The organism is Bradyrhizobium sp. USDA 4506, assembly GCF_054058795.1.
Genome location: NZ_JBSSBM010000002.1, coordinates 8,808,091 through 8,829,559 on the forward strand (window position 1 = coordinate 8,808,091; position 21,469 = coordinate 8,829,559).

Here is a 21,469-nt window from a genome sequence, read left to right on the forward strand (position 1 = left end):
AACTACCAACCGGTGGTGCGCGACAAGCCTTTCGTGCCCGCGGCGTGCGGCACCTCCAAAAGGAAACTGATCAATTTCTAAATGCGGCGGCGCGCCGAAAGTTATGCCAAGTGATGGACCAAAACATGGTTGCAGCAACGCCTCTATATCTGGATGCCAAGGCCGTTCAGTCGAGTCTTTCCGACGAAGAAGTTTACGAGATCGTGAGCCGAACGCTGCGACAGTTGAACTCAGCCGACGTTGTTAATGGACCGATAGCGGAATTCGGTATAAGCCTCGATGGCGATCATCTTCACATGGGTAGTATTTCCGCGTGCCTACTCCCAAGCTCTGCCGCTGGGCTCAAATGGTTCGTCCTGCCAGGCAAGAACCGCGTGCGGAGTTTGCCGCGAGTGCCGGCAACCATCCTGATCTGCGATGCAAAAACAGGATTGCTGGACGGCGTGCTCGATGCAACGCAGCTCACGTGTGATCGGACAGCGGCAATGGCCGTTGCGGCAGCATTTGCGTGCGCACGGCGTCCGCTCAAGAACGTGGCCGTCATTGGCGCGGGGCACATCGGGCGCGGTTTGGTAAAATTTTCGGCGATGACCCAGTCCATCGATCACATCACTTTAGGGTCCTTAACAGAGTCAAGCGCGCGATATGCGTGCGAGCTTGTGGCCTCGTCTGTTCCGCCGAATCTTATCCTTCGCGCGACCGCGGACATTTGCTTGGCCGTTCGTGATGCTGATGTCGTCTTCACTGCTACTTCCACTCCAAAGAATAGCGATCTTGTCCGCGCGAGGTGGCTTAAAGACGACGCGATCGTTTGCTCCCTCGGCTCCCGGCGAGAAGTCGACATCGACCTGATCGCCAGTGCCTGGATCGTCGTCGATGACCCAGACGGCGCTAGAATGCGGAGCAGAAATTTCCGCGAAGGTGGGGTTGGGTGGGGTCGAATCGCAGGCCACGTCGGCAGCTTGATGTCCGGTCACCTTCGGCTTCCCGAGTACCAAACTAAAATATACCTGTACCTTGGCGGTCTTGGTGTTCTTGACGTGGCATTGGGGGTTCGCGCGCTCGCCAATTCGAGGCGGAAGGGCCTCGGCATTCCGCTCGAGCCAAGTGTGCTATGACAGACGAGCCGGACGCTGTTCTTCTGTAAGGCGCGGCGTTGTCGGCGATGCCAAAGACCTAGCAGGCTGTTGAAAAAGGCGCTCGCCGGCGACCTGCGACCATGATTCATTGGCTCCGACGAGATTCGGAGACGGTGCGTGCGCGGCGACGACAATCGGACGGGCGAGCTGTTCAGCTACGTCGATCTGGAAGCACGAGTGCGGCGTGATCATCCGCTGCGAGCGATCCGGACGATCGTGAACGAGGCGCTGGCGGTGCTGGAACGCGAGCTCGCCGCGCTTTATTCGCCGATTGGGCGGCCGTCGATTCCGCCGGAGAAGCTGCCGCGGGCTATGCTGTTGCAGGCGTTTTATTCGATCCGCTCGGAGCGGCTTCTGATGGAGCGGCTGGAATATGATTTGCTGTTCCGCTGGTTCGTCGGAATCGGCGTCGACGATGCAGCTTGGGACCATTCGGTGTTCTCGAAGAACCGCGACCGGCTGCTGGAAGGCGACATCGCGGCCAAGTTCCTCGCGGCGGTGCTGGCGCAGCCCAGGGTGAAGGGGCTTCTGTCGAGCGATCCACTTCTCGGTCGACGGCACGCTGATCGAGGCCTGGGCCTCGATGAAGAGCGTCAGACCGAAGGATGGCTCCGGCGAGCCACCGGCGCCAGGCGGCGGGCGCAATGCCGAAGCGGACTTCCACGGCCAGAAACACTCCAACGACACCCATGCTTCGACCACCGATCCGGATGCCAGGCTGTACCGCAAGGGGAAAGGCAAGGAGACGAAGCTTTGCTTCATCGGGCATGGGCTGATGGAGAACCGCGACGGCCTGCTGGTCGACGCCTGCCTGACGCAGGCGAACGGGCATGCCGAACGGGGGGCCGCGCTACACATGATCGAGCCGCGTGCCGATCGGCCGACAGCGATCACGCTTGGCGCCGACAAAGCCTACGATGCAGAAGACTTCGTCAACGAGCTGCGCTCGATGAACGTGAAGCCGCATGTTACGCAGAACACCAGCTCGGCACGGCGGTTATGCCGTCAGCCAGCGCATCCGCAAGCGGATCGAGGAGGCATTCGGCTGGATCAAGACGGTCGCCGGGCAAGAGAAGACCAGCTTCCGTGGCCGTGATCGAGTCGGATGGGCCTTTGCCTTCGCTGCGGCCGCCTACAATCTGGTGCGGCTGCCCAAGTTGATCGCGGAGGCTGGCTGATGGCCAAGGTGCCCAGCTTCGCCAAGGCCTTTGCCGGCCACTGGCGCATCGTCGAAATGGACAACTGGGACAGCGACTTCCTCGACCTTGTCGAAGAGGCGCATCTCACCTTCGGCGGCAAGTCCGATGGTGAAATCGCCTTTGGGGCTCTGAAGGGCTTCCTGGACGTGCGCTACGGCAGCCGCAACGGATCGGCCTGCGCCGAGTTCTCGTGGGAGGAGCGCTGCCGCAGCTGATTTTATCCTCCCAACTTGGCACGCTATTCCAGTCCGGTCTTGATACTTCCAGAATTGGTATTGGTCCCTGCCACGCATCGGTGGCCAGAATCCGTCAAAGTGATGAACTTTGGAGAAAAAGGTACATGCGTGTGAGATTAGAGCTTCGCCTCCTCCTTTTGCTTACTTTGGCGGGCTATTCACTTCCAGCGTTTGCAGAAGCAGAAGATCCTCTTTTTGCCTCGATTCGCAAAGCCGGCCAAGTGAAGGTGGAACTGGGCGTGGCTCCCCCCTACGTAGTTGCATCTCCCGACGGGAAGATGTCGGGCTATGCGATTGACGTAATCGACCTCGTGCTTCACGGCATGAAGCTACCCCAGCTTACGCCGGTACCAATTGCATGGGACGCACAGCTCCCGGCATTGCAAGCGCATCAAATGGACTTTCTGGCCTTTGACCTAATCTCTGATGCGCGCTGCAAGCGCGGGACGATATTTTCGGCTCCCTACTTCGCAATGCAGGATGCGCTCTACGTTCTACCCCGAAATCCCAAGCGTCTGATGGGTTATTCACACGTTGCGCAAAACCCTGACGTCAAGCTGGCGGTGACTGCGGGCTCAAGTCAGGAAGCATACGCTCTAAGCAGGGGCATCAAACCCGAGCAACTCGTAAGGGTTCCCGACGTTCAGGCCGGCGCCGCGACTGTCCTTAGCGGTCGGGCGGATGCATTCGCGCTCGGTCAGTTCACTATCGCTAGCCCGGCGGAGAAAGGTCTCGAGCTAGTCGTTGACGAAGGGGCGCCAATGAATGCGCGCGGCGTGGCCTTCCGCAAGGAAAATGTACGCTTTCGGGACGCATTCAACGAGCAGCTGAACCTGTTGAGGAGCAACGGCAGATTGAAAGAACTCTACGCCGTGAAGTACGGATTCCCAAACTTTGATACTTTCGCTGGCATGGTCAAGGCTAGCGACGTCGTACCAAGCTGCGAGTAACAGGAACACCAGTAAGGCATGCCGGGTCGGAAATCAAACATTGGATCAACCTTCTCGTGCACGATGACTGCTCCATTCTTGGTATGAGCAAAGGGCTGATCTTCCCCCAAAAAAGTAGACGGGGTTAAGCTGCTTTTCGCTCCATCTCGATCGGAGTGGCATATCCGATGGCGGAATGGAGCCGGGTGCGGTTGTAGAAGCCCTCGATATAGGCAAAGACGTCGCGCATTGCCTGGGCGCGGTAGTCACGATGATGGACGAGCTCGGTCTTGAGGGTGTGGAAGAAGCTCTCCATCGGGGCGTTGTCGTAACAGTCGGCCTTGCGGCTCATTGATGCGGTGATCCTGGCGGTGGTGAGGGCTTGGCGGTAAGCGTGTGAGGCATACTGCACCCCGCGATCGGAGTGGTGGATCAATCCAGCTTCCGGTCGTTGCTGTTGGATCGCCATCGTCAGGACCGACGAGGCGAGTTCCGTGCGCATGTGATCGCCCATGGCCCAGCCGACGATCTTACGGCTGAAGAGGTCCATCACGGCCGCCAGGTACAGCCAGCCTTCCGCGGTCGGGATGTAGGTGATGTCGGCGAGCCAGACCCGATTCGGAGCAGGCGCCGTGAAGTCGCGCATGATCAGGTTCGGTGCGATCGGCAGGTCATGACGGCTGTCGGTGGTGCGAACCCGGCGTGGTGGCGCCATGATGGCTCGGATGCCATGCCGCTGCATCATCCGCTCGATCCGGCCACGGCTGGTGCCGCGTCCCTGCGACGTCAGAGCGGCATGGATTGGCGGACTGCCATAGCGCCCGCCACTGTCCTGATAGACCTGCCGGACCTCAGCCAGCACCGTGGCATTGGCTTGTGTCCGTTCGCTCACCGGGCGCGTGCGCCAAGCGTAATAGCCGGCCGGCGAGACCTCGAGCACCTCACACATCAGACGAACCGGATACATGTTGCGGTGATCCTCGATGAAGCGGAAGCTCATGTCCGGGTTCCGGCAAAGATCGCGATCGACTTTTTTAAAATGTCGCGCTCCATGCGTAGCCGTTCGTTCTCCTGGCGCAGCCGGGCGATCTCCGCAGCCTGGTCCGCCGACATCGGCGTCGCCTGCGTGGTGGGGCGCCACGCCGCCGATGTGGGCTCCTGCCGGACCTTGTCTACCCAGCGTCGCAGCACCGAATCGCGCAGACCGAATTCCTTGGCCACCGACGGGACCGAGCGACCGCTCGACATCACGAGCTCAACGGCTTGGCGCTTATAGTCCTCCGTGAATGACCGACGTTCACGACCTTGCATTCGACACCTCCTTGTCGCGCGGCGATCAGGATGGAAGAGCGCGTCAATCAAGGGTTCTTCCGCACATTTGGTGCAGCTTGAGCGATTGGGGTTGGATACGTTGCTCGGTCGTTCTCAGGCAGCCAGAAGGACGCGTCGACGCAATAGCGGGTAGCTTGCCCGGCCATACATTTGACGTTTGATGGCTTTGATCCTGCTAATCTGACCTTCGACTGGACTGGTTGTCCAGGAGGTCGTTATCGCCGCTCGAACCGCATCGATGTCGCGCGCGATGCCGTTGGCGAAGCTCTTCAGCTCGCTGTTGCCTGCTTGCGTGATCCATTCATCGAGCTCGGCGACGTCGCTACCGTTGAGAAGGGACACAAACCGCTTCGCCAAATCCGCCGCCGTTGCGAGTTCCGGAGCTTGCGCAAACAGGTGACCGAGGAACAGCCTGGCTTCAGCATCGATTTGATCCAGATCTTGGCTTAGATACCAAGCACAGCGACGGCGCGTGGGAGCTTTCCAGGTCGGGTGCGGTTGTGCTGCTCCTCCCGAGTCTGCATGTGCACGCCTGTCAGCGGCCCATCGCGCAACGGTCACCCGACTTCCAGTATAACCATATTGCTGAAGCTCCCGCCAAAGCTGCTGGCCCACCTGGCAGCCGGAGGCCCACCGCGCTTCGAGCCATGCCTCAAAGGGCGCGAGAAGATGCGAAGGTCTGTGAGGACGCGAGTGCTCCGGCTCGCCGCCGGCGGCCAGCCAGCGCTGAACGGTGCGCCTGTCGACGCCGAGCAGTTGGGCGATCCTGGATGTAGGGTAATCTTGATCGCGTAGGCGACAGATTTCATCCCATTGTTCGCATCGCGCAGCCTTTCGATCCGCCCGCAACTGTGCAAGGCCGGGCGGCCGCGTGGAACTGCCGGTCTTCGCTCGTTGCGCGGACGCCAGGATTTGCACGGCGGCGGCTACGTTGTGACGATGGCGGCCGACCGCGTGGCGCAGGGCCTCACCCAAACTGTTGAGCAGGTGCCAGCGGTCCGCCACCTGCACCGCGTCGGGCGCGCCGCAGCATGTGCCATCAGCATAAAGTCCCGCACGATCACGCGCGACGACCTTGATTCCCGGCCAGCGCTTCAGCCAGCTCGCAACACTGTCGGCGTTACGATCGGGAAGCAGATCAAGCACGCAATTGCGCTCCAGATCGCAGATGATCGTTCCATATCGCTGGCCACGACGCCAAGCCCAATCGTCGATGCCAACGACGGTCGGGGCAACGAAATCCGGCAAGGGAGCCGAGTGAATCATTCGGAGCAAGGTGTCGCCGCTGATCGGCATGGCCAGTTTGCGCGACAGGCGCGCGCCAGGCTCACCGCCGACCGCAAAGCCGATCGCCAGTTGGCTCTCGCCGAGGCGGGTTGTGCGTCTTGCTTTCGGCCGCACTGTTGCCGGTAGCCGCTCGGTGAATATCCGACGCGGGCATTGCGGATTCGCGCATCGAAACCGTCGCGCGTGAAGCCGGATTTCGACAACCCGACCCTGCCACGGCAGATCGGCTAAGCGTCGCACGTAATGGCTGTGGATGCGACCCGTCTGGCAGCCGCAACAGGGACAGAGCGAGACCGCTGACTTCGGCCGAGCCACGAGCACCACCCCATCCGCCCGCGGAAGGATCTGCACAATCGAAAGCTCGGGGGAAACCAGCGAGCGGAAGGCTTGGAGCAAGGCGAATCACGGGCGTCGACTGCGATTCCGACCTTATGCCCTTATTCGCACTGTCCGTGAATCCTGCACTCTGCACCAAATGTACAGAAGAACCCAATCAAGGAGAGAGAGTTTTGCCGGGCTCGTGACGTAGGGAGGGCGTAGCCCGACCGGAGTAACGAGCGGTGATCGCGGCCGGCAGGTTATGCAAGTGGTTCTTCCGCCAAGAGGAATCACTCGCTTGCCCGGCCGACACATCACAGATCACCAAATGAGGCTCTACATGAAGTACCGTCAGACCGATAGCCCGCCAGTGGCGGCGGCCAAGGCGTCGTTCAGTGCGTCGACCGGTTATCGGATCGAGAGAGATCCCCGACGTCCATCGCAAAAGAAAGCTCCTCGCGGCCGACGACGGCCGGATCCGTTGAGCGAGGTGTTCGAGACCGAGATCGTCCCGATCCTGAAGTCGGCACCTGGCTTACGCCCGGTGGCGGTCTTCGAGGAGATGCTCCGACGTCATCCGGATCTGGGCACCGGTATCCGTCGCACCCTGGAGCGTCGGATCCGCGCCTGGCGGGCGATCCACGGCGAGGAGCAGGAGGTGATCTTCCGCCAAACCCACGAGCCTGGCCAACTCGGCCTCTCCGACTTCACAGACATAGCGAGTCGGGTGTTACGATCGTGGGCGCACCCTTGGCTCATCGTCTCTATCACTTCCGTTTGGCCTATTGCGGGTTCGAGCACGCCCACGTCGTGCTTGGCGGCGAGAGCTTCGTTGCCCTGGCCGAAGGCCTGCAGAATGCTCTCTGGTCGCTCGGTGGGGCGCCGCGGGAGCATCGGACCGACAGCCTGTCGGCCGCATTCTGCAATCTCGATCGCGATGCACGGGACGATCTGACGCAGCGATACGAGGCCCTTTGTGCCCATTACGGCATGCGGCCTTCCCGCAACAATCGAGGCGTTGCCCACGAGAATGGCTCGATCGAAGGCCCCCACGGTCATCTCAAGGGAACAATCGCGGACGCCTTGCTGCTGCGCGGAACTGCCGACTTCGACGATCTTGCCACCTATCGCGGCTTCATCGACGAGATCGTCAGCCGCCGCAATGCCCGCAACGCCAAGCGGATCGATAGTGCGTGGTGTTGCAGGAGCTGCCTGATCGCCGCACCTCCGACTACGAAGAGGTGATCGTCCGCGTGACGTCGTCGGGCGGCTTCACCCTGCGCAAGGTGTTCTACACCGTGCCATCGCGCCTGATCGGCCACCGGCTGCGGGCGCGCCTCTACGACGATCACCTCGACGTGTTCGTCGGCGGCACGCATCTCCTTACCTTGCCGCGCGGGCGGCCGCATCCCAATGGCAAGTACGATCAGGTCGTCGATTATCGGCACGTGATCCATTCTCTGCGGCGCAAGCCAATGGCGCTTCTCAATCTGGTCTATCGGGACAGGCTGTTCCCGCGCGAGGGCTATCGGAGAACCTTCGACCGATTGCGCGAGCGATTACCGGACAAGAAGGCCTGCCGGATCATGGTCGATCTCCTCGCGCTCGCTCATGAGCGTGGCTGCGAGGCCGAACTCGCCGATCAGCTCACAGCCGACCTCGACGCCGGCCGAATTACGCCGGCATTTTGCTTTGCCCATGGGCGGCGGGGCTTCCTCGAGCTGGCTGATGTCGAGAAAAATGCTCGGGAAGGTAAGAAGGGCAAACCGGTCTCTCCGATCGCGCCGGAGGTGGTCGGCGCCTCGATGCGTTGTTTGAGATCGAGCGCGACATGAACGGCCGCGGCGCCGACGAGCGGCGCGCCGTGCGCCAGGAAAGGAGCAAGCCACCTCTCGAGGACGTGTACGCCTGGTTGCTGCGTGCGCGCGAAACCCTCTCGCGCTCCTCCGAGGTCCTGAAGGTCCTGAAGCCGATCAACTACATGCTCGGGCGCTGGGACGACTTCGCCCGCTTCCTCGACGATGGCAGGATCTGCTTGACCAATAATTGCGCCGAGCGCGCATTGAGAGGCATCGCGGTGGGAGGGCGCAACTGGACCTTCGCCGGCAGCCAGCGTGGCGCCGACCGTGCCGCCATCATGCTGACGATGATCACGACCTGTCGCCTCAATGACGTCGATCCCAAGGCTTGGCTCGCCGACGTGCTCGCCCGTATCCGCCGATCTTCCCGCGTCGCGTCTGCACGAATTGCCGCCCTGGGAATGGAAGCTCCTGCGCCAAGCCGAAAGCCCGCCGATCAACAGGCCGCCTCACCTTCACTCAACGCCATCATGGGGCACGTCGTGCCCACGCGCATGCGTCAATCAGGCGGTCTTCGTCGTATGCGTACTGGCGACGCCGATCCGCATCCTTAGTGTCTGCATTTCTATGCGTGATGTAGCTCAGCTTGTAGACGAGGGGTCGTTGCCGGACATCCAGCAACGTCAACCATGCCCTGCTGCTGCCCCTCCTGCTGCACAAGTGCCACGATTAGGACCGTCAGCCGCTTGGAACCGCCGCAAGCGGCCGTTACGCCTTCGCCAAGATTTCAGCGGCCGCCGACGCGCTGCGCCAATGTTGGATGCTCGTCCGCGACGCAAGCACACGCTGGTTCACCGCGGACGTGAGAGATCATACAGGTTGCGGCTTGGCTCCAACGGGCTAGCGCTGGTGTCCGGTCAAACGGGGAGGCAGTTCGCAGGCAAGGATACTGATTATTCCGATCCGGCATTGATCTCAGCAAAATTGGTATTGGCCTTGCTGGAGGTGCTTCGTTCACAATCCATCAGGTGAGAAAGGTAAAGGAGCCGACGTACAGTTGTTGGATCAGCTGCAAGTCGCTGATCCCGCTTGCAAGGGCGCTTTGGTCTGAGCAACTGAACACTATCGAAGGGCCAGCAGAGCATCGAGCTTTTCATAGCCCCGCTATTCTGGCGCTTTCCCTCTAGCAGCTTCAGTGGCCGGTCGCGCGCAAAGTCGCTTTATGCCCGACGAGCCCTCTAAGAGAGACGATCTACCTGACGTTCAGGATTGTGCCGAGATGGCTGACCTCTACGGCGACCTAGTGGACAAAAGAGTTTTATCTATCGAAGTGCATCGCACGGGTGAGGCGGATTAATGGTTCAAGAAGCAGCCACGTACAAGAATGTCGAATTCTCTACTTATCTGTGGTCTAGAGCGTACGCTGCGCTGCAGATGGTAACGTTGAGAGAAAAAGGCGTCGAAGGCATTGAGCGCCTCAAGTACAATTTCATGAATGGGCACGGAAAGAAGCATTTTCTTGCGGGACTCGATAAACTTGGTATTCGGAACGATCCGCCAGCGGTGGCGGCAGCCAAATATCACTACATGGGGAACGATCTTATCGGCGATGTCCCGATGGAGTATATCCGGGAAACAGATCGCAAAGTCTGGATTCGCTATCTAGCTCCGGCTTGGGCCTATCCGGGATCGGGTCTTCTGGCATGCCCCGCATCTGCGCAACTCTCGGCGTTTCAAGCTTGGCATCGGAACAACGGCACGTGGCTCGGATGCCCAAGGCTCGCTTATGTTTGCACGAAGCTTTATCAGTATGGCGAGCCCTATGACGAAGGATACTTCATCGAGCATGAAGCGAATGTGCCATTTGAACGGGCGTTCAGGTTTGAACCTGTAGTAACGTCGCCAGCATTTGATAGGGAGGCAGCGCCTAAACTTGATCCGGCAGTGTGGCCGGAAACTCGGTTGCTCAAGGCTCGTCGCCGTTATGCGGAGAGTTATGCAGCAGCCCCGGCGCAAGTGCTCATTGAACTCTACGGCGTCCCTTGTGCGTCATATATGGTTGAGCAGGCGATGCTAGGGTTGGGCACGCAGTATGCGCGAGCGATCGCGGATCGAATGGGAGTTTCAGAGTGGACCGCGAGCGGGATCGCTAGGATGTTCGTCAAGATCCTACATACAATTGGCGATGAGGCGGAGCTTGCGAAGAGCGGCGACACATATGAGATCACGCGATCCACATTTTCGCCCCTTCATGAGAACGAAATTGACGAGATCTTCGACGCGTATCTCGCCATGTTTACCGGCATCCTGAAGGTGTTAACCGCTCACGTTAAGCTTGTTTGGTCCGTCGAGAAAAAGAACGGCCAGCGAATTGAAATCTGGTGCTTGACCGATTCAGCCCAGCGGCTTTTCTAACGAATAGGTTCTGCCAAACAGGCGCTGTGATCGAAATTGCCATTGGCGAGGTGATCGTGCGCGCCGGTGGACGTCGACGAAGGCGCAGCTGCAGCGGGTGATCCGGGCGTCCGTTCGGCATGATCCCGTCCGGCGCGGAGGTGTTCCTGGCCAGCCATCCAGTCGACTTCCGCAAGGGTATCGATGGGCTTGTTGCGCTGGTGCGCGATGCGGGCTCAGATCCGTTCGACGGTGCGCTTTACGTGTTCCGGGCGAAAAGGGCCGACCGAATAAAGATCGTATGGTAGGATGGCTCCGGCGTGTGCCTCTATTTAAAACGGCTTGAGAAGGCTCTGCTGGCCGCGGATCGGACATCATCGGGTGCAGCTGAATGCTGCGCAGTTGATGGCCCCGGTCGATGGGATGCTGGAAGCGGGTCCGGACCGCGGCGGTCAAGCCGCCGGAGATTGTTGGGTAAAGCACTGCGGCGAAGTGAATCAGTGAGCTGAAGGGCAGGAGAACCGGGGCAAAATGTGCTCTGGTCGGGTCAATGGCGCTGCCCGATCTCAGCCTCCCGAATGACGTAGAGACGCTGAAGGCCATGGTTCTGCCATGGCCGGGAAAGCGGCCCGCGCCGATGCTCTGGCGTGCGAAGTCGCCGATCTCAAGGCCCGCGACGCCGATGCGGGCATCGAACTCCTGAAGGCCTTCGACCGTGCCCGGTTCGGCCGACGATCGGAAAAGCTCGGCTCGGCGAACGGCGACGATGAACAGCAGGCCTTTGTCCTTCGAGGAGATCGAGACCGGCATCGCTGCGATCAGGGCCCAGGTCAGCAAGGGCCGTGCGCAGGCGCATGGCAAGCGTGCACCGCGTCGGCGCAAGGGCTTTGCGCCCCATCTGGAATGGATCGAAACTGTCATTGAGCCGCAAGAGCTGGCTGAGCATGCCGGCAAGCAGAAGGTGCTGATCGGCGAGGATGTATCGGAGCGTCTGGAATGCGGTGCCGGCGAAGTTCCGTGTGATCGTCACGCGCCGTCCCAGGTATGCCTTCAAGAACGCGGGCGGCGTCATCCCGCCGGCCCCGGCCCACCTCATCGAAGGAGGCATTCCGACGGCGCTTCTGGCCCAGATCGCCGTCGCCAAATATGCCGATGGCCTGCCGCTCTACCGGCAGGAGGCTATCTACGCCCGCGATAAGTCGAGCTCGACCGCCAGCTGATGGCGCAATATGGATGGGCAAGCTCGGCGCTTCGAGCTCGAGATCATGGCCGACTACGTCTTCAGCGAGGTCAAGAAGGCCGAACGGGTCTTTGCCGACGAAACCACCTTGCCGACGCTCGCTCCTCGCTCCCGGCTCCGGATCGACAAAGACGGCCTACTTATGGGCTTATGCCCAAGATGGCCGAACCTTTAGCCGCAACGGTCCGCCAATGGTGGCTTATCGCTTCGAAGACAGCCGCGCCGGCGAATACGCGGTCTGGCATCTCAATGGTTATCGCAGGCATCCTGCAGGTGGATGGCTATGCCTCCTGTAACAATCTCGCGCGATCCGATCGCGGCAATGATGGCATCACATTGGCTGGCCGCTGGTCACACTGCAGACGCAAGTTCTACGAGCTGCATGTTGCGGGGAACTCGGAAGTGGCAACGGCGGCGGTCGAACGGATGGCGAAGCTCTGGCAGGTCGAGAAAACCGTGCGCGCTCAAAGCCCCGACGCTCGCGTCGCCGCGCGCCAGCAAGCCTCCGCGGCGATCGTCGCAGATCTCTTCGATCTCTGGCAGCAGACCATGCGGCGGATCTCCGGCAAATCAAAACTCGCTGAAGCGATCCGCTATGCCGTCTCGCGCCGTGCCTCTTCGAACGCTTCCTGACCGATGGTCGCATCGAGCTCGACTCCAACGTCGTCGAACGCGCCATCAGGCCACTAACAATCACGAGAAAGAATAGCCTCTTCGCCGGCAGCGGACGAACCTAGGTGTGCGCGTTCCAGGCGATCGTGATCACCGATTCCAGGCCATCGTGATCACCCATTCCAGAGCATCGTGATCACCATTTCCAGCCGATCGTGATAACTATTTCCAGTGATCGCGATCGGGGGCAAGCAGGAGGCGCGCACTGCTGACAGTCTGCAACCCGGGTAGCTTGGTCTTTTGCCTAACCGCAGAGGATCGAGATGCCGACCGAGAGACTGTCCATGCGCCACATTCGCGAAGTTCTACGCCTGCACTACAGCGTCGGCATGTCGCAACGCGCCGTTGCCCGCAGCCTCTGTCTGGCCCAGGGCACGGTCAGCAAGTACGTGAACCGAGCCCGCCGCGCCAGCCTGACTTGGCCGTTGCCGCCGGAGCTGGATGACGACGTTCGGCTCGAGAACCGCCTGTTTCCGCCGCCGTCTGATCGGCCTAGCGAGGAGCGTCCGCATCCGAACTGGGCGCTCGTGCATCGCGAGCTGCGGCGCCCGAACGTCACGCTGAGTACGCATCCGACGGGGGCCGTCTTGCGTGCCGGGTGGTAATTCGCGAAGCGTGTGACCTTAAGTCTAGCTTTAAGGTCATCAGGCGATGCGGGTCGAGGTTTTGGGCGGGCTGGAGCGGCGGCGGCGCTGGTCGCAGGACGACAAGGCACGGATTGTCGAGGAGACGTTGGCGCCGGGCGCGAAGGTGACTGAGGTTGCGCGTCGCAACGGAGTAGCGGCCAGCCTGGTGTTTACCTGGCGTCGACAAGCACGGACATCGGAACAAGTTGTACCATCTTTTACGCCGGTGCAGATCGCTGCCGTAGCGGCATCGGCTGAGGAAACTCCGAAGCTTTTGCCTACGGTTGATGGCCGAGTTCGCTCCGTGGCAGCCGCGCGTACTGGATTGATAGAGATCGATCTCGGCAACCGACGGTGCATCCGGGTGGATGCGCACGTCGATCCGGAGGCGCTGGCGCGGGTCCTCGATGTGCTTGGACGCCGATGATTGCGATACCGGGGAATGTGCGAGTGTGGCTCGCGACAGGCTACACGGATATGCGCAGAGGCTTTCCGTCGCTGGCACTCCAAGTGCAGGAGGTGCTGCACAAAGACCCGCTCAGCGGTCATCTGTTCGTCTTCCGCGGTCGCCGCAGCGATCTTGTGAAGGCGATCTGGCACGATGGCCAGGGAGCCTGCTTGTTCACAAAAAGACTCGAGAGAGGAAAGTTCATCTGGCCATCGGTTGCCGGTGAATCGGTAACGATCTCGCCGGCGCAGTTGAGCTATCTGCTGTCCGGGATCGATTGGCGTAACCGTGTGTCCAGCAAAGGCTGGCGTGTCCAGTGGGAGGCAATCCCACCAGGGTAAAAGTCAGAGCCCTGTAGTTTGGATAGCAGAGAGGGAAACCGAATTTTTGAAGCCTATCGACAAGGTCTCCGGAAAGGGAGATCACGAGTCATCGGGCCGTATCGAGAGAGAACGCGTTGTGGCCTCGAAAAAGTCAGCAACCCGAAGGCCGAGCCCGCGGTTTCAAGGCGAAGGCAGCATAGACAGCCGAAATCTGACCGATGCGGCTGTTCACTTCGGCGGGGTGGAAGCGACAGCACGATGACAAGGACATGCTGAGCAACTGGAGAAGCCCTCCTCGTCCCCGGCGAGAAATTGTCGGAGCAAGGTAGGCTGTATAACCGGCGACACCGGGAAAGCGGCCGAAGACGAGAGGGTGGCGGCCGGGTCCGCAGTAGCTGTGAAGCGGAGTAACCCCCGTGGAGCGAAGGGGCCCTGCCATTTGTGACGTCTCTAACGTAAGGAAGGCAAGGACGAGATGACAAAGGCGTCCATTGATTTGCAGGACCTGAGGAGGAGACTATACGTCAAGGCGAAGGCTGAACCGTCCTGGCGTTTCTGGGGTCTATACGTTCACGTCTGCAAAGTGGAAACGCTACGCGCGGCGTATGAGATGGCCAAAGAAAACGACGGCGCTCCGGGAATAGACGGGGTGACCTTCGAGGCCATTGAAGCGCTAGGCGTAGACGCTCTGCTTGAGCAGTTGCGGGACGAACTGACCGGGCATACCTATCGGCCACTTCCGGCACGGAAACAGGAAATACCGAAGGATGGGAATAAAGTTCGCATCCTCTCGATTCCGGCGGTCCGTGATCGGGTGGTTCAAGGTGCGCTCAAGCTCATACTCGAACCTGTCTTCGAGGCGGATTTCCAACCGGGATCGTTTGGGTATCGGCCTAAGCGGACAGCGCATGATGCGATCAAGCGAGTGACAGATGCAATAGCTCAAAGGAAGACGCGCGTTCTCGATTTTGATTTGCGAGCCTATTTCGACAACGTCCGGCATGACCGGCTATTGGCGAAGGTGGCGCAGCGGATCAACGACGCGGACGTCATGCATCTCCTAAAAGTTATGCTGAAAGCCGCTGGCAAGAAGGGAGTTCCGCAAGGCGGTGTGCTTTCGCCCTTGCTCAGTAATCTTTACCTCAACGAGGTTGACAAGATGCTGGAGCGAGCGCGAGAAGTCACACGGAGCGGCAAGTACATCAATGTCGAATACGCGCGTTTCGCGGACGATCGTGCGCCACGACGGCGCGGAGGAGGTGTGATGTAGAGCACCTTTGAGCAGCCTTGCTGCACAGAAGATGGGGGTCGGCCCCTCGAACTCGGGTTGCAGGATCAGGGTTCAAACCACCGGCTGCTGCTTCGGCCCAATGGTCGAGGTGGTGAGCGAGACCGGAAAAGGCAGAGCAAGACTCTGTCAGGTAAGGATCGAGGAGACGAGCGCAAGCGAACCACCGATGAACTGTCGAAAGCGTAGGGAAGACGTCAAAACCAAGGGGTAGTCGTTATCTTGGGATCAGTCTGAGCGATACCTGTTTACGGCTCAGGCGGCGTCCGGCAGGCGAGGTGGCGTGACCTCGGTTCAGGCTTCTGTGCGGAACGTGGGAACCTGTATCGCGATGCCAAGGGAATGGTTCAAGTGGAAGCCCCACAAGAGTCTGAGTACCAATGCGCGATGCAGGGACGGAGCCGTGTGTAGTAGTGACGAAGGCACTGTAATGGTGGCGGAGCGAAGGCACGGCACTGTCCCGCTTGATTGGAAGAACAACCGGAAACGGGAGGACTCTTTTGCGTCAAGCAAAGCCGTATGACATCCCCAAGCGCTGGGTTTGGGAGGCGTACAAACGGGTTAAAGCAAATCGGGGCGCAGCCGGTGTGGACGAGCAGTCGATCGAGGTGTTCGAGGCAGACTTGCAGAGCAATCTGTACAAGCTCTGGAATCGAATGTCTTCGGGCAGCTACTTTCCACCGCCGGTCAAGCGTGTGCAGATCGACAAACGCGACGGCGGGAAGAGGCCGCTAGGAATTCCTACGGTGTCGGATCGCGTTGCTCAGGCGGTCGTCAAAGGATATCTGGAGCCGGATTTGGAGAAACACTTTCATCCAGACTCGTTCGGATATCGACCCGGAAAATCGGCGCTCGATGCCGTTGGGGTTGCTCGCCAGCGATGCTGGCGGCATCCCTTCGTGCTCGATCTCGACATTCGGGCCTATTTTGACTCGATATCGCATGAACTTTTGCTCAAGGCGATTCGGAAGCACACGGACTGCGCCTGGGTGTTGTTGTACATTGAACGGTGGCTTAAAGCTCCCGTTCAACTGGAAGACGGCACCCTTGAACCCCGAGAGAAGGGCACGCCGCAGGGCTCGGTGGTATCACCGCTGATGGCGAATCTCTTTCTCCACTATACGTTCGACATGTGGATGCGAAGAAATCATCCGAGCATCCCGTTCGAGCGTTATGCCGATGATATTCTCTGCCATTGCGACAGTGAGCGGCAGGCACAAGAACTGAAGGAGGCGCTTGCGAAGCGCTTTGCCGAATGCGGACTGGAGCTTCATCCGAACAAGACGAAGGTAGTCTATTGTAAGGATGACGACCGGCGAGGTGATTATCCTGAACAGAAATTCGACTTTTTGGGTTACACGTTCCGTGCCCGTCGGTCGAAGAATCGTTGGGGAAAGCACTTCGTCAACTTCAGCCCCGGTGTCAGCAATGCCGCGACGAAGGCAATCCGACAGGAAATCCGTGCCTGGCAACTACGCTGCCGGGTGGATAAGAGGATCGACGACCTGGCGAGGATGTTCAACCCGATCATTCGAGGCTGGATGAACTACTATGGTCGGTACTACAAGTCGGCGCTTTATCCGACACTACGCCATCTCGACCGATGTCTCGCGCGATGGGCGATGTCGAAATACAAACGTCTGCGGCGACATCGAAGACGGGCAGAGCACTGGGTACGGGACATTGCGTGCCGCACGCCCACGCTGTTGGCCCATTGGCCGATGCTGCACAAGACGGCGGCTGGACGGTAAGAGCCGGATGAGCGGAGACGTTCACGTCCGGATCTGTGAGCGCCTGGGGGTGAAACTCCCCCGGGCGACTCGACTGGTGGTCTTGATCGACGCCCACAAACGTCATGACTGGCTGATTGGTGCTGTGACCAAGCGACTCCGAGAGGAGTTCGACAAGCTGCAGGTTGAAATCAATGATGAGAAGAGCCGCATAGTCGATCTAGGGCGAGGCAAGAGCTTCGGCTTTCTGGGTTTTGACTTTCGCTACATCCGCAGCTTGCGGGGAGCGATGCGGCCGCACTACACGCCCAAGCTGAAGAAGCGAACGGCGCTACTGCGGGATCTGAAGGAAGTATTTCGTCGGCACCGATCGCAACCGATTGGCAGGGTCATCAACCTGATCAATCCGAAGCTCCGGGGCTGGGTGAACTACTTTTCGGCTGGACACTCTGGCAGGTGTTTCAGCTACATCAGAGATTGGGTGGAGAAGAAGGTCAGGCGCCATCTGGCGCGGGCACGGCAACGAAAGGGCTTCGGCTGGGAGCAGTGGAGTAAATCATGGCTGTACGATACCCTGAAGCTGTTCAACGACTACCGGGTAAAACACGGCTGACGAAAGCTGCCCAGCGTGATAGGTCCCATAAACCTTGATGCGAAGCGAATGGGGGCGCGTAGTGCGGGAAATCCGCATGCTGCGTGCGATGAGGCGGGGGCTGGAAACGTACACATCCAAGGCTCTTGGATGTGCGGCGCGCCAGTCCTCGACCCTACCTCAAGAAACCCATCGGCCGACGCGGGTCGGATAGCCGCTTTTGCAGTTTGAATCTGCTGCTTGATCTGATTCAATGGCTTCATGATATCGAAGCCGGACGATCTTCCATCGGACCTCGTCAGTGCCTTGGCGGCGCTGCAGGCCGAGCGTGAGGCACGGCTGCGAGCTGAGGCGGTGGCTGCCAACTGGCAGGCGCAAGCCGCGAATGCGCAGGCGCAACTGTCGGATACCGAGGCGCTGATCGCGCATCTCGAGTTGCGCATCGAGAAGCTGAAACGCGAACTGTACGGGCAACGCTCCGAACGCACGGCACGGCTGCTCGAGCAGCTGGAGCTGGAGCTGGAAGAGCTCGTCACCACAGCGAGCGAGGATGAGCTTGCCGCGCAGGCCGCAGCGGCGAAGACCCAGAACGTCCGCCCCTTCATGCGCAAGCGGCCGGTGCGCAAGCCGTGGCCGGACGACATCGAACGCGAGCGCGTCGTTATCGAGGCCCCGAAGAGCTGTGCCTGCTGCGGCGGATCGCGTTTAGCGAAGCTGGGCGAGGATGTAACCGAGACGCTGGAGGAGATCCCGCGGCGCTTCAAGCTGATCGAGACGGTACGGGAGAAGTTTACCTGCCGCGATTGCGAGAAGATCAGCCAGCCGCCGGCGCCGTTCCATGCCACGCCGCGTGGCTTCATCGGCCCACAATTGCTGGCGACGATGCTGTTCGACACGTTCGGCATGCATATCCCGCTCAACCGCCAGAGTGCGCGCTTCAAGGCCGAGGGGATCGACCTGCCGTTGTCGACGCTGGCCGACCAGGTCGGCCACGGGACCTTCGCCGTCACGCCGCTCTTCCACTTGATCGAACGCCATGTGCTCGCGGCCGAGCGCCTTCATGGCGATGACACCACCATCCGCATCCTGGCGAAGGGCAAGTGCACGACCGGGCGGATCTGGACTTATGTGCGGGATGACCGGCCCTTCGCCGGGCCTGCGCCGCCGGCGGCGGTCTATTACGCCTCGAGCGACCGACGGGGCGAGCACCCCCAGAAGCATCTGGCCGCCTTCACGGGCATCCTGCAGTGCGACTGTTACAGCGGCTTCGAGCCGCTGTTCGACCCGCAGCGGAAAGAGCAGCCGATGACGCCGGCGTTTTGCTTTGCCCATGCGCGGCGGGGCTTCTTCGAGCTGGCTGACATCGAGAAAAATGCCCGGGAAGGTAAGAAGGGCAGGCCGGTCTCTCCGATCGCGCTGGAGGCGGTCAGACACCTCGATGCGTTGTTCGAGATCGAGCGCGCCATCAACGGCCGCAGCGCCGACGAGCGGCGCGCCGTGCGCCAGGAAAAGAGCAAGCCGCTTCTCGAGGACATGCACGCTTGGCTGCTGCGTGAGCGCGAAACCCTCTCGCGCTCCTCCGAGGTCCTGAAGCCGATCAACTACATGCTCAGGCGCTGGGACGACTTCGGCCGCTTCCTCGACGATGGCGGGATCTGCTTGACCAACAATTGCGCTGAGCGCGCATTGAGAGGCATCGCCTTGGGAAGGCGCAACTGGACCTTCGCTGGTAGCCAGCGTGGCGCCGACCGTGCCGCCATCATGCTGACGATGATCACGACCTGTCGCCTCAACGACGTCGATCCCAAGGCCTGGCTCGCCGAGGTCCTCGCCCGGATCGCCGATCTTCCCGCGTCGCGCCTGCACGAACTGCTGCCCTGGGAATGGAAGCTCCTGCGCCAGGCCGATAAACCTGCCGGTCAGCAGGCCGCCTGACCATCACCCAACCGATCATAGAGCTCACTGTGTCCGCGCGCATGCGTCAATCAGGCGGTCTTCGTCAGGCGGTCTTCGTCGTATGCGTACCACGCTGATGCTGTTGTGGGAGGAGTATTGCGACGCAAACTCCGACAGCTTCAGCTATGCGTGGTTCTGCGAACGTTACAGAGAATGGGCCGGCCGTCTCAAGCCGACCCTGCGCCAGGTTCATGTCGCCGGCGAGAAGCTGTTCGTCGACTATTCCGGCCACACCATGGAGGTGGTGGACGGGCTCAGCGGCGAGGTTCGCAGCGTGCAGATCTTCGTCGCCGTGCTCGGCGCCTCGAACTACACCTACGCTGAGGCCAGCCTCACACAGAGCCTGCCGGACTGGATCGCCTCGCACGTCCGGGCCTTTTGCTTTTTCGGCGGCACGGCCCGGCAGACGGTCAGCGACAATCTGAAGGCCGGTATCACCCGGGCCTGCTTTCACGAGCCGATGGTCAACCGGACCTATGCCGATCTCGCCCGCCATTACCGTACCGCCATCGTACCGGCACGGCCGTATCGGCCGCGCGACAAAGCCAAGGTCGAGGTCGGCGTCCAAATCGTGGGGCGATGGATCCTGGCACGCCTGCGCAACCGCCGCTTCTTCTCGCTCGCCGCCCTCAACCAAGCGATCCACGCGCTCCTTGTCGAGCTGAACGATCGACCTTTGCGCAGCTGGGGACGAAGTCGGCGCGACCTGTTCGAGGAGCTCGATTGCCCGTCGCTGACCCCATTGCCGGATGAGCCGTACGAGTATGCCGAGTGGAAGCGCTGCCGGGTCAACCTCGATTATCACGTCGAGATCGCCAAGCATTACTACAGCGTTCCTCACAACCTCGTGCATCAGGAGGTCGAGAGTCGCATCACCCAAAAGACCGTTGAGATTTTCGTCCGCGGCAAGCGAGTGGCGTCGCATCTGCGCAGCACCTTGCCGCATCGCCCGACGACGATTCCCGACCATATGCCGAGCTCACATCGCCGCTATCGCGACTGGACCATGAGCGCATTCGTTCCGAAGCCGCCAAGGTCGGTCCCGATGTCGAGACGCTGATCGACGTCATCCTACGGTCGCGGCCGCATCCGGAACAGGGCTTCCGCTCGGCGATCGGCATTCTCGGATTGGTCAAGCGCTACGGCCAGGAACGTGTCGACGCCGCCTGCGCCCGGGCGCTGCTGCTCAACGCCCGCTCGTACAAATCGGTCGCTGCCATCCTCAAGAACGGCACCGACAGAACCGCTCCTCCCGCCGAGGAGGCGCCCATCCTCTTCCGCGCCAACATCCGTGGCCGCAGCTACTACAATTGATCAGGAGAGACAGCATGCTCGTTCACCCCACCGTCGATCGCTTGCGCGCCCTCGGCCTTGCCGCCATGGCCGATACCTTCGTCGAACTGCAAAACAATCCCGAGGCGGCCGAGATGCCGCACGCCGATTGGCTCGGCCTCCTTGTCGATCGCGAGGTCACCGCCCGCGACAACCGCCGCCTCACGCGCCGCCTGACCAGTGCCAAGCTCCGCCAGGCTGCCACCGTCGAGAACGTCGACTATCGCACCGCCCGTGGTCTCGATCGTTCGCTCTTCCAGAACCTCGGCACCTGCCAATGGATCCGCGATGCCAACCACCTGGTCATTGTCGGCCCAACCGGCACCGGCAAGTCCTGGCTTGCCTGCGCGCTCGGCAACAAGGCCTGCCGCGACGGCTTCTCCGTCCTCTACAAGCGAACATCCCGCCTGTTCGCCGATCTCGCCCAGGCGCGCGGCGAAGGCCGCTTGGCGCGCCTGATCGCAACCCTGGAACGCGTCAATCTCCTCATCCTCGACGACTGGGGACCCGAACCGCTCACCGCCGACCAGCGCCGCGATCTGCTCGAGATTGTCGATGATCGTTACGACAAGGGATCCTTGTTGATCACAAGTCAGGTCCCCTTGTCGCAATGGCATGATGTCATTGCC

General features: G+C 60.7%; 16 protein-coding genes and 5 pseudogenes. 19 read left to right on the top strand and 2 right to left on the bottom strand.

All coding sequences use genetic code 11. The features are described from left to right. The first annotated feature begins 125 nt into the window (after nucleotides 1-125). The 4 genes and pseudogenes from ACVIHF_RS43585 (at nucleotide 126) to ACVIHF_RS43600 (ending at nucleotide 3,524) form a co-directional block, all read left to right on the top strand. Nucleotides 126-1,118 carry an NAD(P)-binding domain-containing protein gene (locus ACVIHF_RS43585; protein WP_456794040.1) on the top strand — a complete coding sequence of 331 codons (993 nt, stop codon included), beginning with the start codon at nucleotides 126-128 and terminating at the stop codon, nucleotides 1,116-1,118. Nucleotides 1,119-1,256: 138 nt separating this feature from the next. After that, nucleotides 1,257-2,235, top strand: a pseudogene (locus ACVIHF_RS43590) (IS5 family transposase). An 81-nt stretch (nucleotides 2,236-2,316) separates the two neighbouring features. Then, a pseudogene (locus ACVIHF_RS43595) lies at nucleotides 2,317-2,535 on the top strand (hypothetical protein); the annotation flags it as partial. Between the two features lie 143 nt (nucleotides 2,536-2,678). Further along, a complete protein-coding gene (locus ACVIHF_RS43600; RefSeq protein ID WP_456794041.1) occupies nucleotides 2,679-3,524 on the top strand; it encodes a transporter substrate-binding domain-containing protein in 846 nt (281 codons plus the stop codon). Between the two features lie 124 nt (nucleotides 3,525-3,648). Here ACVIHF_RS43600 and ACVIHF_RS43605 read toward each other — a convergent pair. Both ACVIHF_RS43605 and ACVIHF_RS43610 read right to left on the bottom strand, forming a co-directional pair. Continuing rightward, a protein-coding gene (locus tag ACVIHF_RS43605) for an IS3 family transposase (protein WP_456794042.1) occupies nucleotides 3,649-4,814 on the bottom strand; the annotation gives its coding sequence in 2 pieces (ribosomal slippage) (nucleotides 3,649-4,523 and nucleotides 4,523-4,814; 1,167 coding nt in all). 114 nt (nucleotides 4,815-4,928) lie between these two features. Then, on the bottom strand, nucleotides 4,929-6,518 hold the full coding sequence (locus tag ACVIHF_RS43610) for an ISL3 family transposase (protein WP_456794043.1): 1,590 nt from the start codon (nucleotides 6,516-6,518) through the stop codon (nucleotides 4,929-4,931). A 220-nt stretch (nucleotides 6,519-6,738) separates the two neighbouring features. Between ACVIHF_RS43610 and istA (ACVIHF_RS43615) the strand changes: the two are divergent. The 15 genes and pseudogenes from istA (ACVIHF_RS43615) to istB all read left to right on the top strand — a co-directional run. After that, nucleotides 6,739-8,107: pseudogene (istA, locus tag ACVIHF_RS43615) on the top strand (IS21 family transposase); the annotation flags it as partial. After that, nucleotides 8,105-8,707 (top strand): annotated as a pseudogene (locus tag ACVIHF_RS43620) (IS66 family transposase); the annotation flags it as partial. The pseudogenes istA (ACVIHF_RS43615) and ACVIHF_RS43620, both read left to right, overlap by 3 nt. A gap of 888 nt (nucleotides 8,708-9,595) precedes the next feature. Next, nucleotides 9,596-10,654, top strand: coding sequence for a hypothetical protein (locus ACVIHF_RS43625; protein ID WP_456794044.1), 1,059 nt, complete (start codon nucleotides 9,596-9,598; stop codon nucleotides 10,652-10,654). Between the two features lie 119 nt (nucleotides 10,655-10,773). Beyond that, on the top strand, nucleotides 10,774-10,941 hold the full coding sequence (tnpB, locus tag ACVIHF_RS43630) for an IS66 family insertion sequence element accessory protein TnpB (protein WP_456791562.1): 168 nt from the start codon (nucleotides 10,774-10,776) through the stop codon (nucleotides 10,939-10,941). A 242-nt stretch (nucleotides 10,942-11,183) separates the two neighbouring features. Beyond that, a pseudogene (gene tnpC, locus ACVIHF_RS43635) lies at nucleotides 11,184-12,607 on the top strand (IS66 family transposase); the annotation flags it as partial. Nucleotides 12,608-12,829: 222 nt separating this feature from the next. Beyond that, complete coding sequence (locus ACVIHF_RS43640; protein ID WP_456794045.1) at nucleotides 12,830-13,150, top strand: hypothetical protein; 321 nt, start codon at nucleotides 12,830-12,832, stop codon at nucleotides 13,148-13,150. A gap of 46 nt (nucleotides 13,151-13,196) precedes the next feature. Then, complete coding sequence (gene tnpA, locus ACVIHF_RS43645) at nucleotides 13,197-13,598, top strand: IS66-like element accessory protein TnpA (RefSeq protein WP_028340772.1); 402 nt, start codon at nucleotides 13,197-13,199, stop codon at nucleotides 13,596-13,598. Between the two features lie 23 nt (nucleotides 13,599-13,621). Beyond that, nucleotides 13,622-13,960: an IS66 family insertion sequence element accessory protein TnpB gene (tnpB, locus tag ACVIHF_RS43650; RefSeq protein WP_446471738.1), complete on the top strand. Its 339-nt coding sequence runs from the start codon at nucleotides 13,622-13,624 to the stop codon at nucleotides 13,958-13,960. 457 nt (nucleotides 13,961-14,417) lie between these two features. Beyond that, nucleotides 14,418-15,212, top strand: coding sequence for a reverse transcriptase domain-containing protein (locus ACVIHF_RS43655; RefSeq protein WP_456779809.1), 795 nt, complete (start codon nucleotides 14,418-14,420; stop codon nucleotides 15,210-15,212). A 518-nt stretch (nucleotides 15,213-15,730) separates the two neighbouring features. Beyond that, the gene (ltrA, locus tag ACVIHF_RS43660) at nucleotides 15,731-16,981 is read left to right on the top strand and encodes a group II intron reverse transcriptase/maturase (RefSeq protein WP_456794035.1); all 1,251 of its coding nucleotides are present in this window, start codon (nucleotides 15,731-15,733) and stop codon (nucleotides 16,979-16,981) included. A 76-nt stretch (nucleotides 16,982-17,057) separates the two neighbouring features. Continuing rightward, nucleotides 17,058-17,573 (top strand): group II intron maturase-specific domain-containing protein, encoded by a 516-nt coding sequence (locus ACVIHF_RS43665; RefSeq protein ID WP_225649614.1) that lies wholly within the window; start codon nucleotides 17,058-17,060, stop codon nucleotides 17,571-17,573. Between the two features lie 240 nt (nucleotides 17,574-17,813). After that, a complete protein-coding gene (tnpC, locus tag ACVIHF_RS43670; RefSeq protein ID WP_456794046.1) occupies nucleotides 17,814-19,487 on the top strand; it encodes an IS66 family transposase in 1,674 nt (557 codons plus the stop codon). 82 nt (nucleotides 19,488-19,569) lie between these two features. Further along, nucleotides 19,570-20,568 carry an IS21 family transposase gene (istA, locus tag ACVIHF_RS43675; protein WP_456794047.1) on the top strand — a complete coding sequence of 333 codons (999 nt, stop codon included), beginning with the start codon at nucleotides 19,570-19,572 and terminating at the stop codon, nucleotides 20,566-20,568. A 68-nt stretch (nucleotides 20,569-20,636) separates the two neighbouring features. Beyond that, entirely contained in the window at nucleotides 20,637-20,822 is a 186-nt protein-coding gene (locus ACVIHF_RS43680) for a hypothetical protein (protein ID WP_456794048.1), read from the top strand. A 14-nt stretch (nucleotides 20,823-20,836) separates the two neighbouring features. Then, the coding region (gene istB, locus ACVIHF_RS43685; RefSeq protein ID WP_456794049.1) for an IS21-like element helper ATPase IstB at nucleotides 20,837-21,469 on the top strand (633 nt) is incomplete at its 3' end.

Bases quoted from the DNA above. Each gene is read 5' to 3' on its own strand.
- ACVIHF_RS43640 (WP_456794045.1), top strand. From the start codon at position 12,830: ATGCGCCACATTCGCGAAGTTCTACGCCTGCACTACAGCGTCGGCATG.
- tnpC (WP_456794046.1), top strand. From the start codon at position 17,814: ATGATATCGAAGCCGGACGATCTTCCATCGGACCTCGTCAGTGCCTTG.
- tnpA (WP_028340772.1), top strand. From the start codon at position 13,197: ATGCGGGTCGAGGTTTTGGGCGGGCTGGAGCGGCGGCGGCGCTGGTCG.
- ACVIHF_RS43625 (WP_456794044.1), top strand. From the start codon at position 9,596: ATGGTTCAAGAAGCAGCCACGTACAAGAATGTCGAATTCTCTACTTAT.
- ACVIHF_RS43585 (WP_456794040.1), top strand. From the start codon at position 126: ATGGTTGCAGCAACGCCTCTATATCTGGATGCCAAGGCCGTTCAGTCG.
- tnpB (WP_456791562.1), top strand. From the start codon at position 10,774: ATGATCCCGTCCGGCGCGGAGGTGTTCCTGGCCAGCCATCCAGTCGAC.
- ACVIHF_RS43600 (WP_456794041.1), top strand. From the start codon at position 2,679: ATGCGTGTGAGATTAGAGCTTCGCCTCCTCCTTTTGCTTACTTTGGCG.
- istA (WP_456794047.1), top strand. From the start codon at position 19,570: ATGCGTACCACGCTGATGCTGTTGTGGGAGGAGTATTGCGACGCAAAC.
- ACVIHF_RS43655 (WP_456779809.1), top strand. From the start codon at position 14,418: ATGACAAAGGCGTCCATTGATTTGCAGGACCTGAGGAGGAGACTATAC.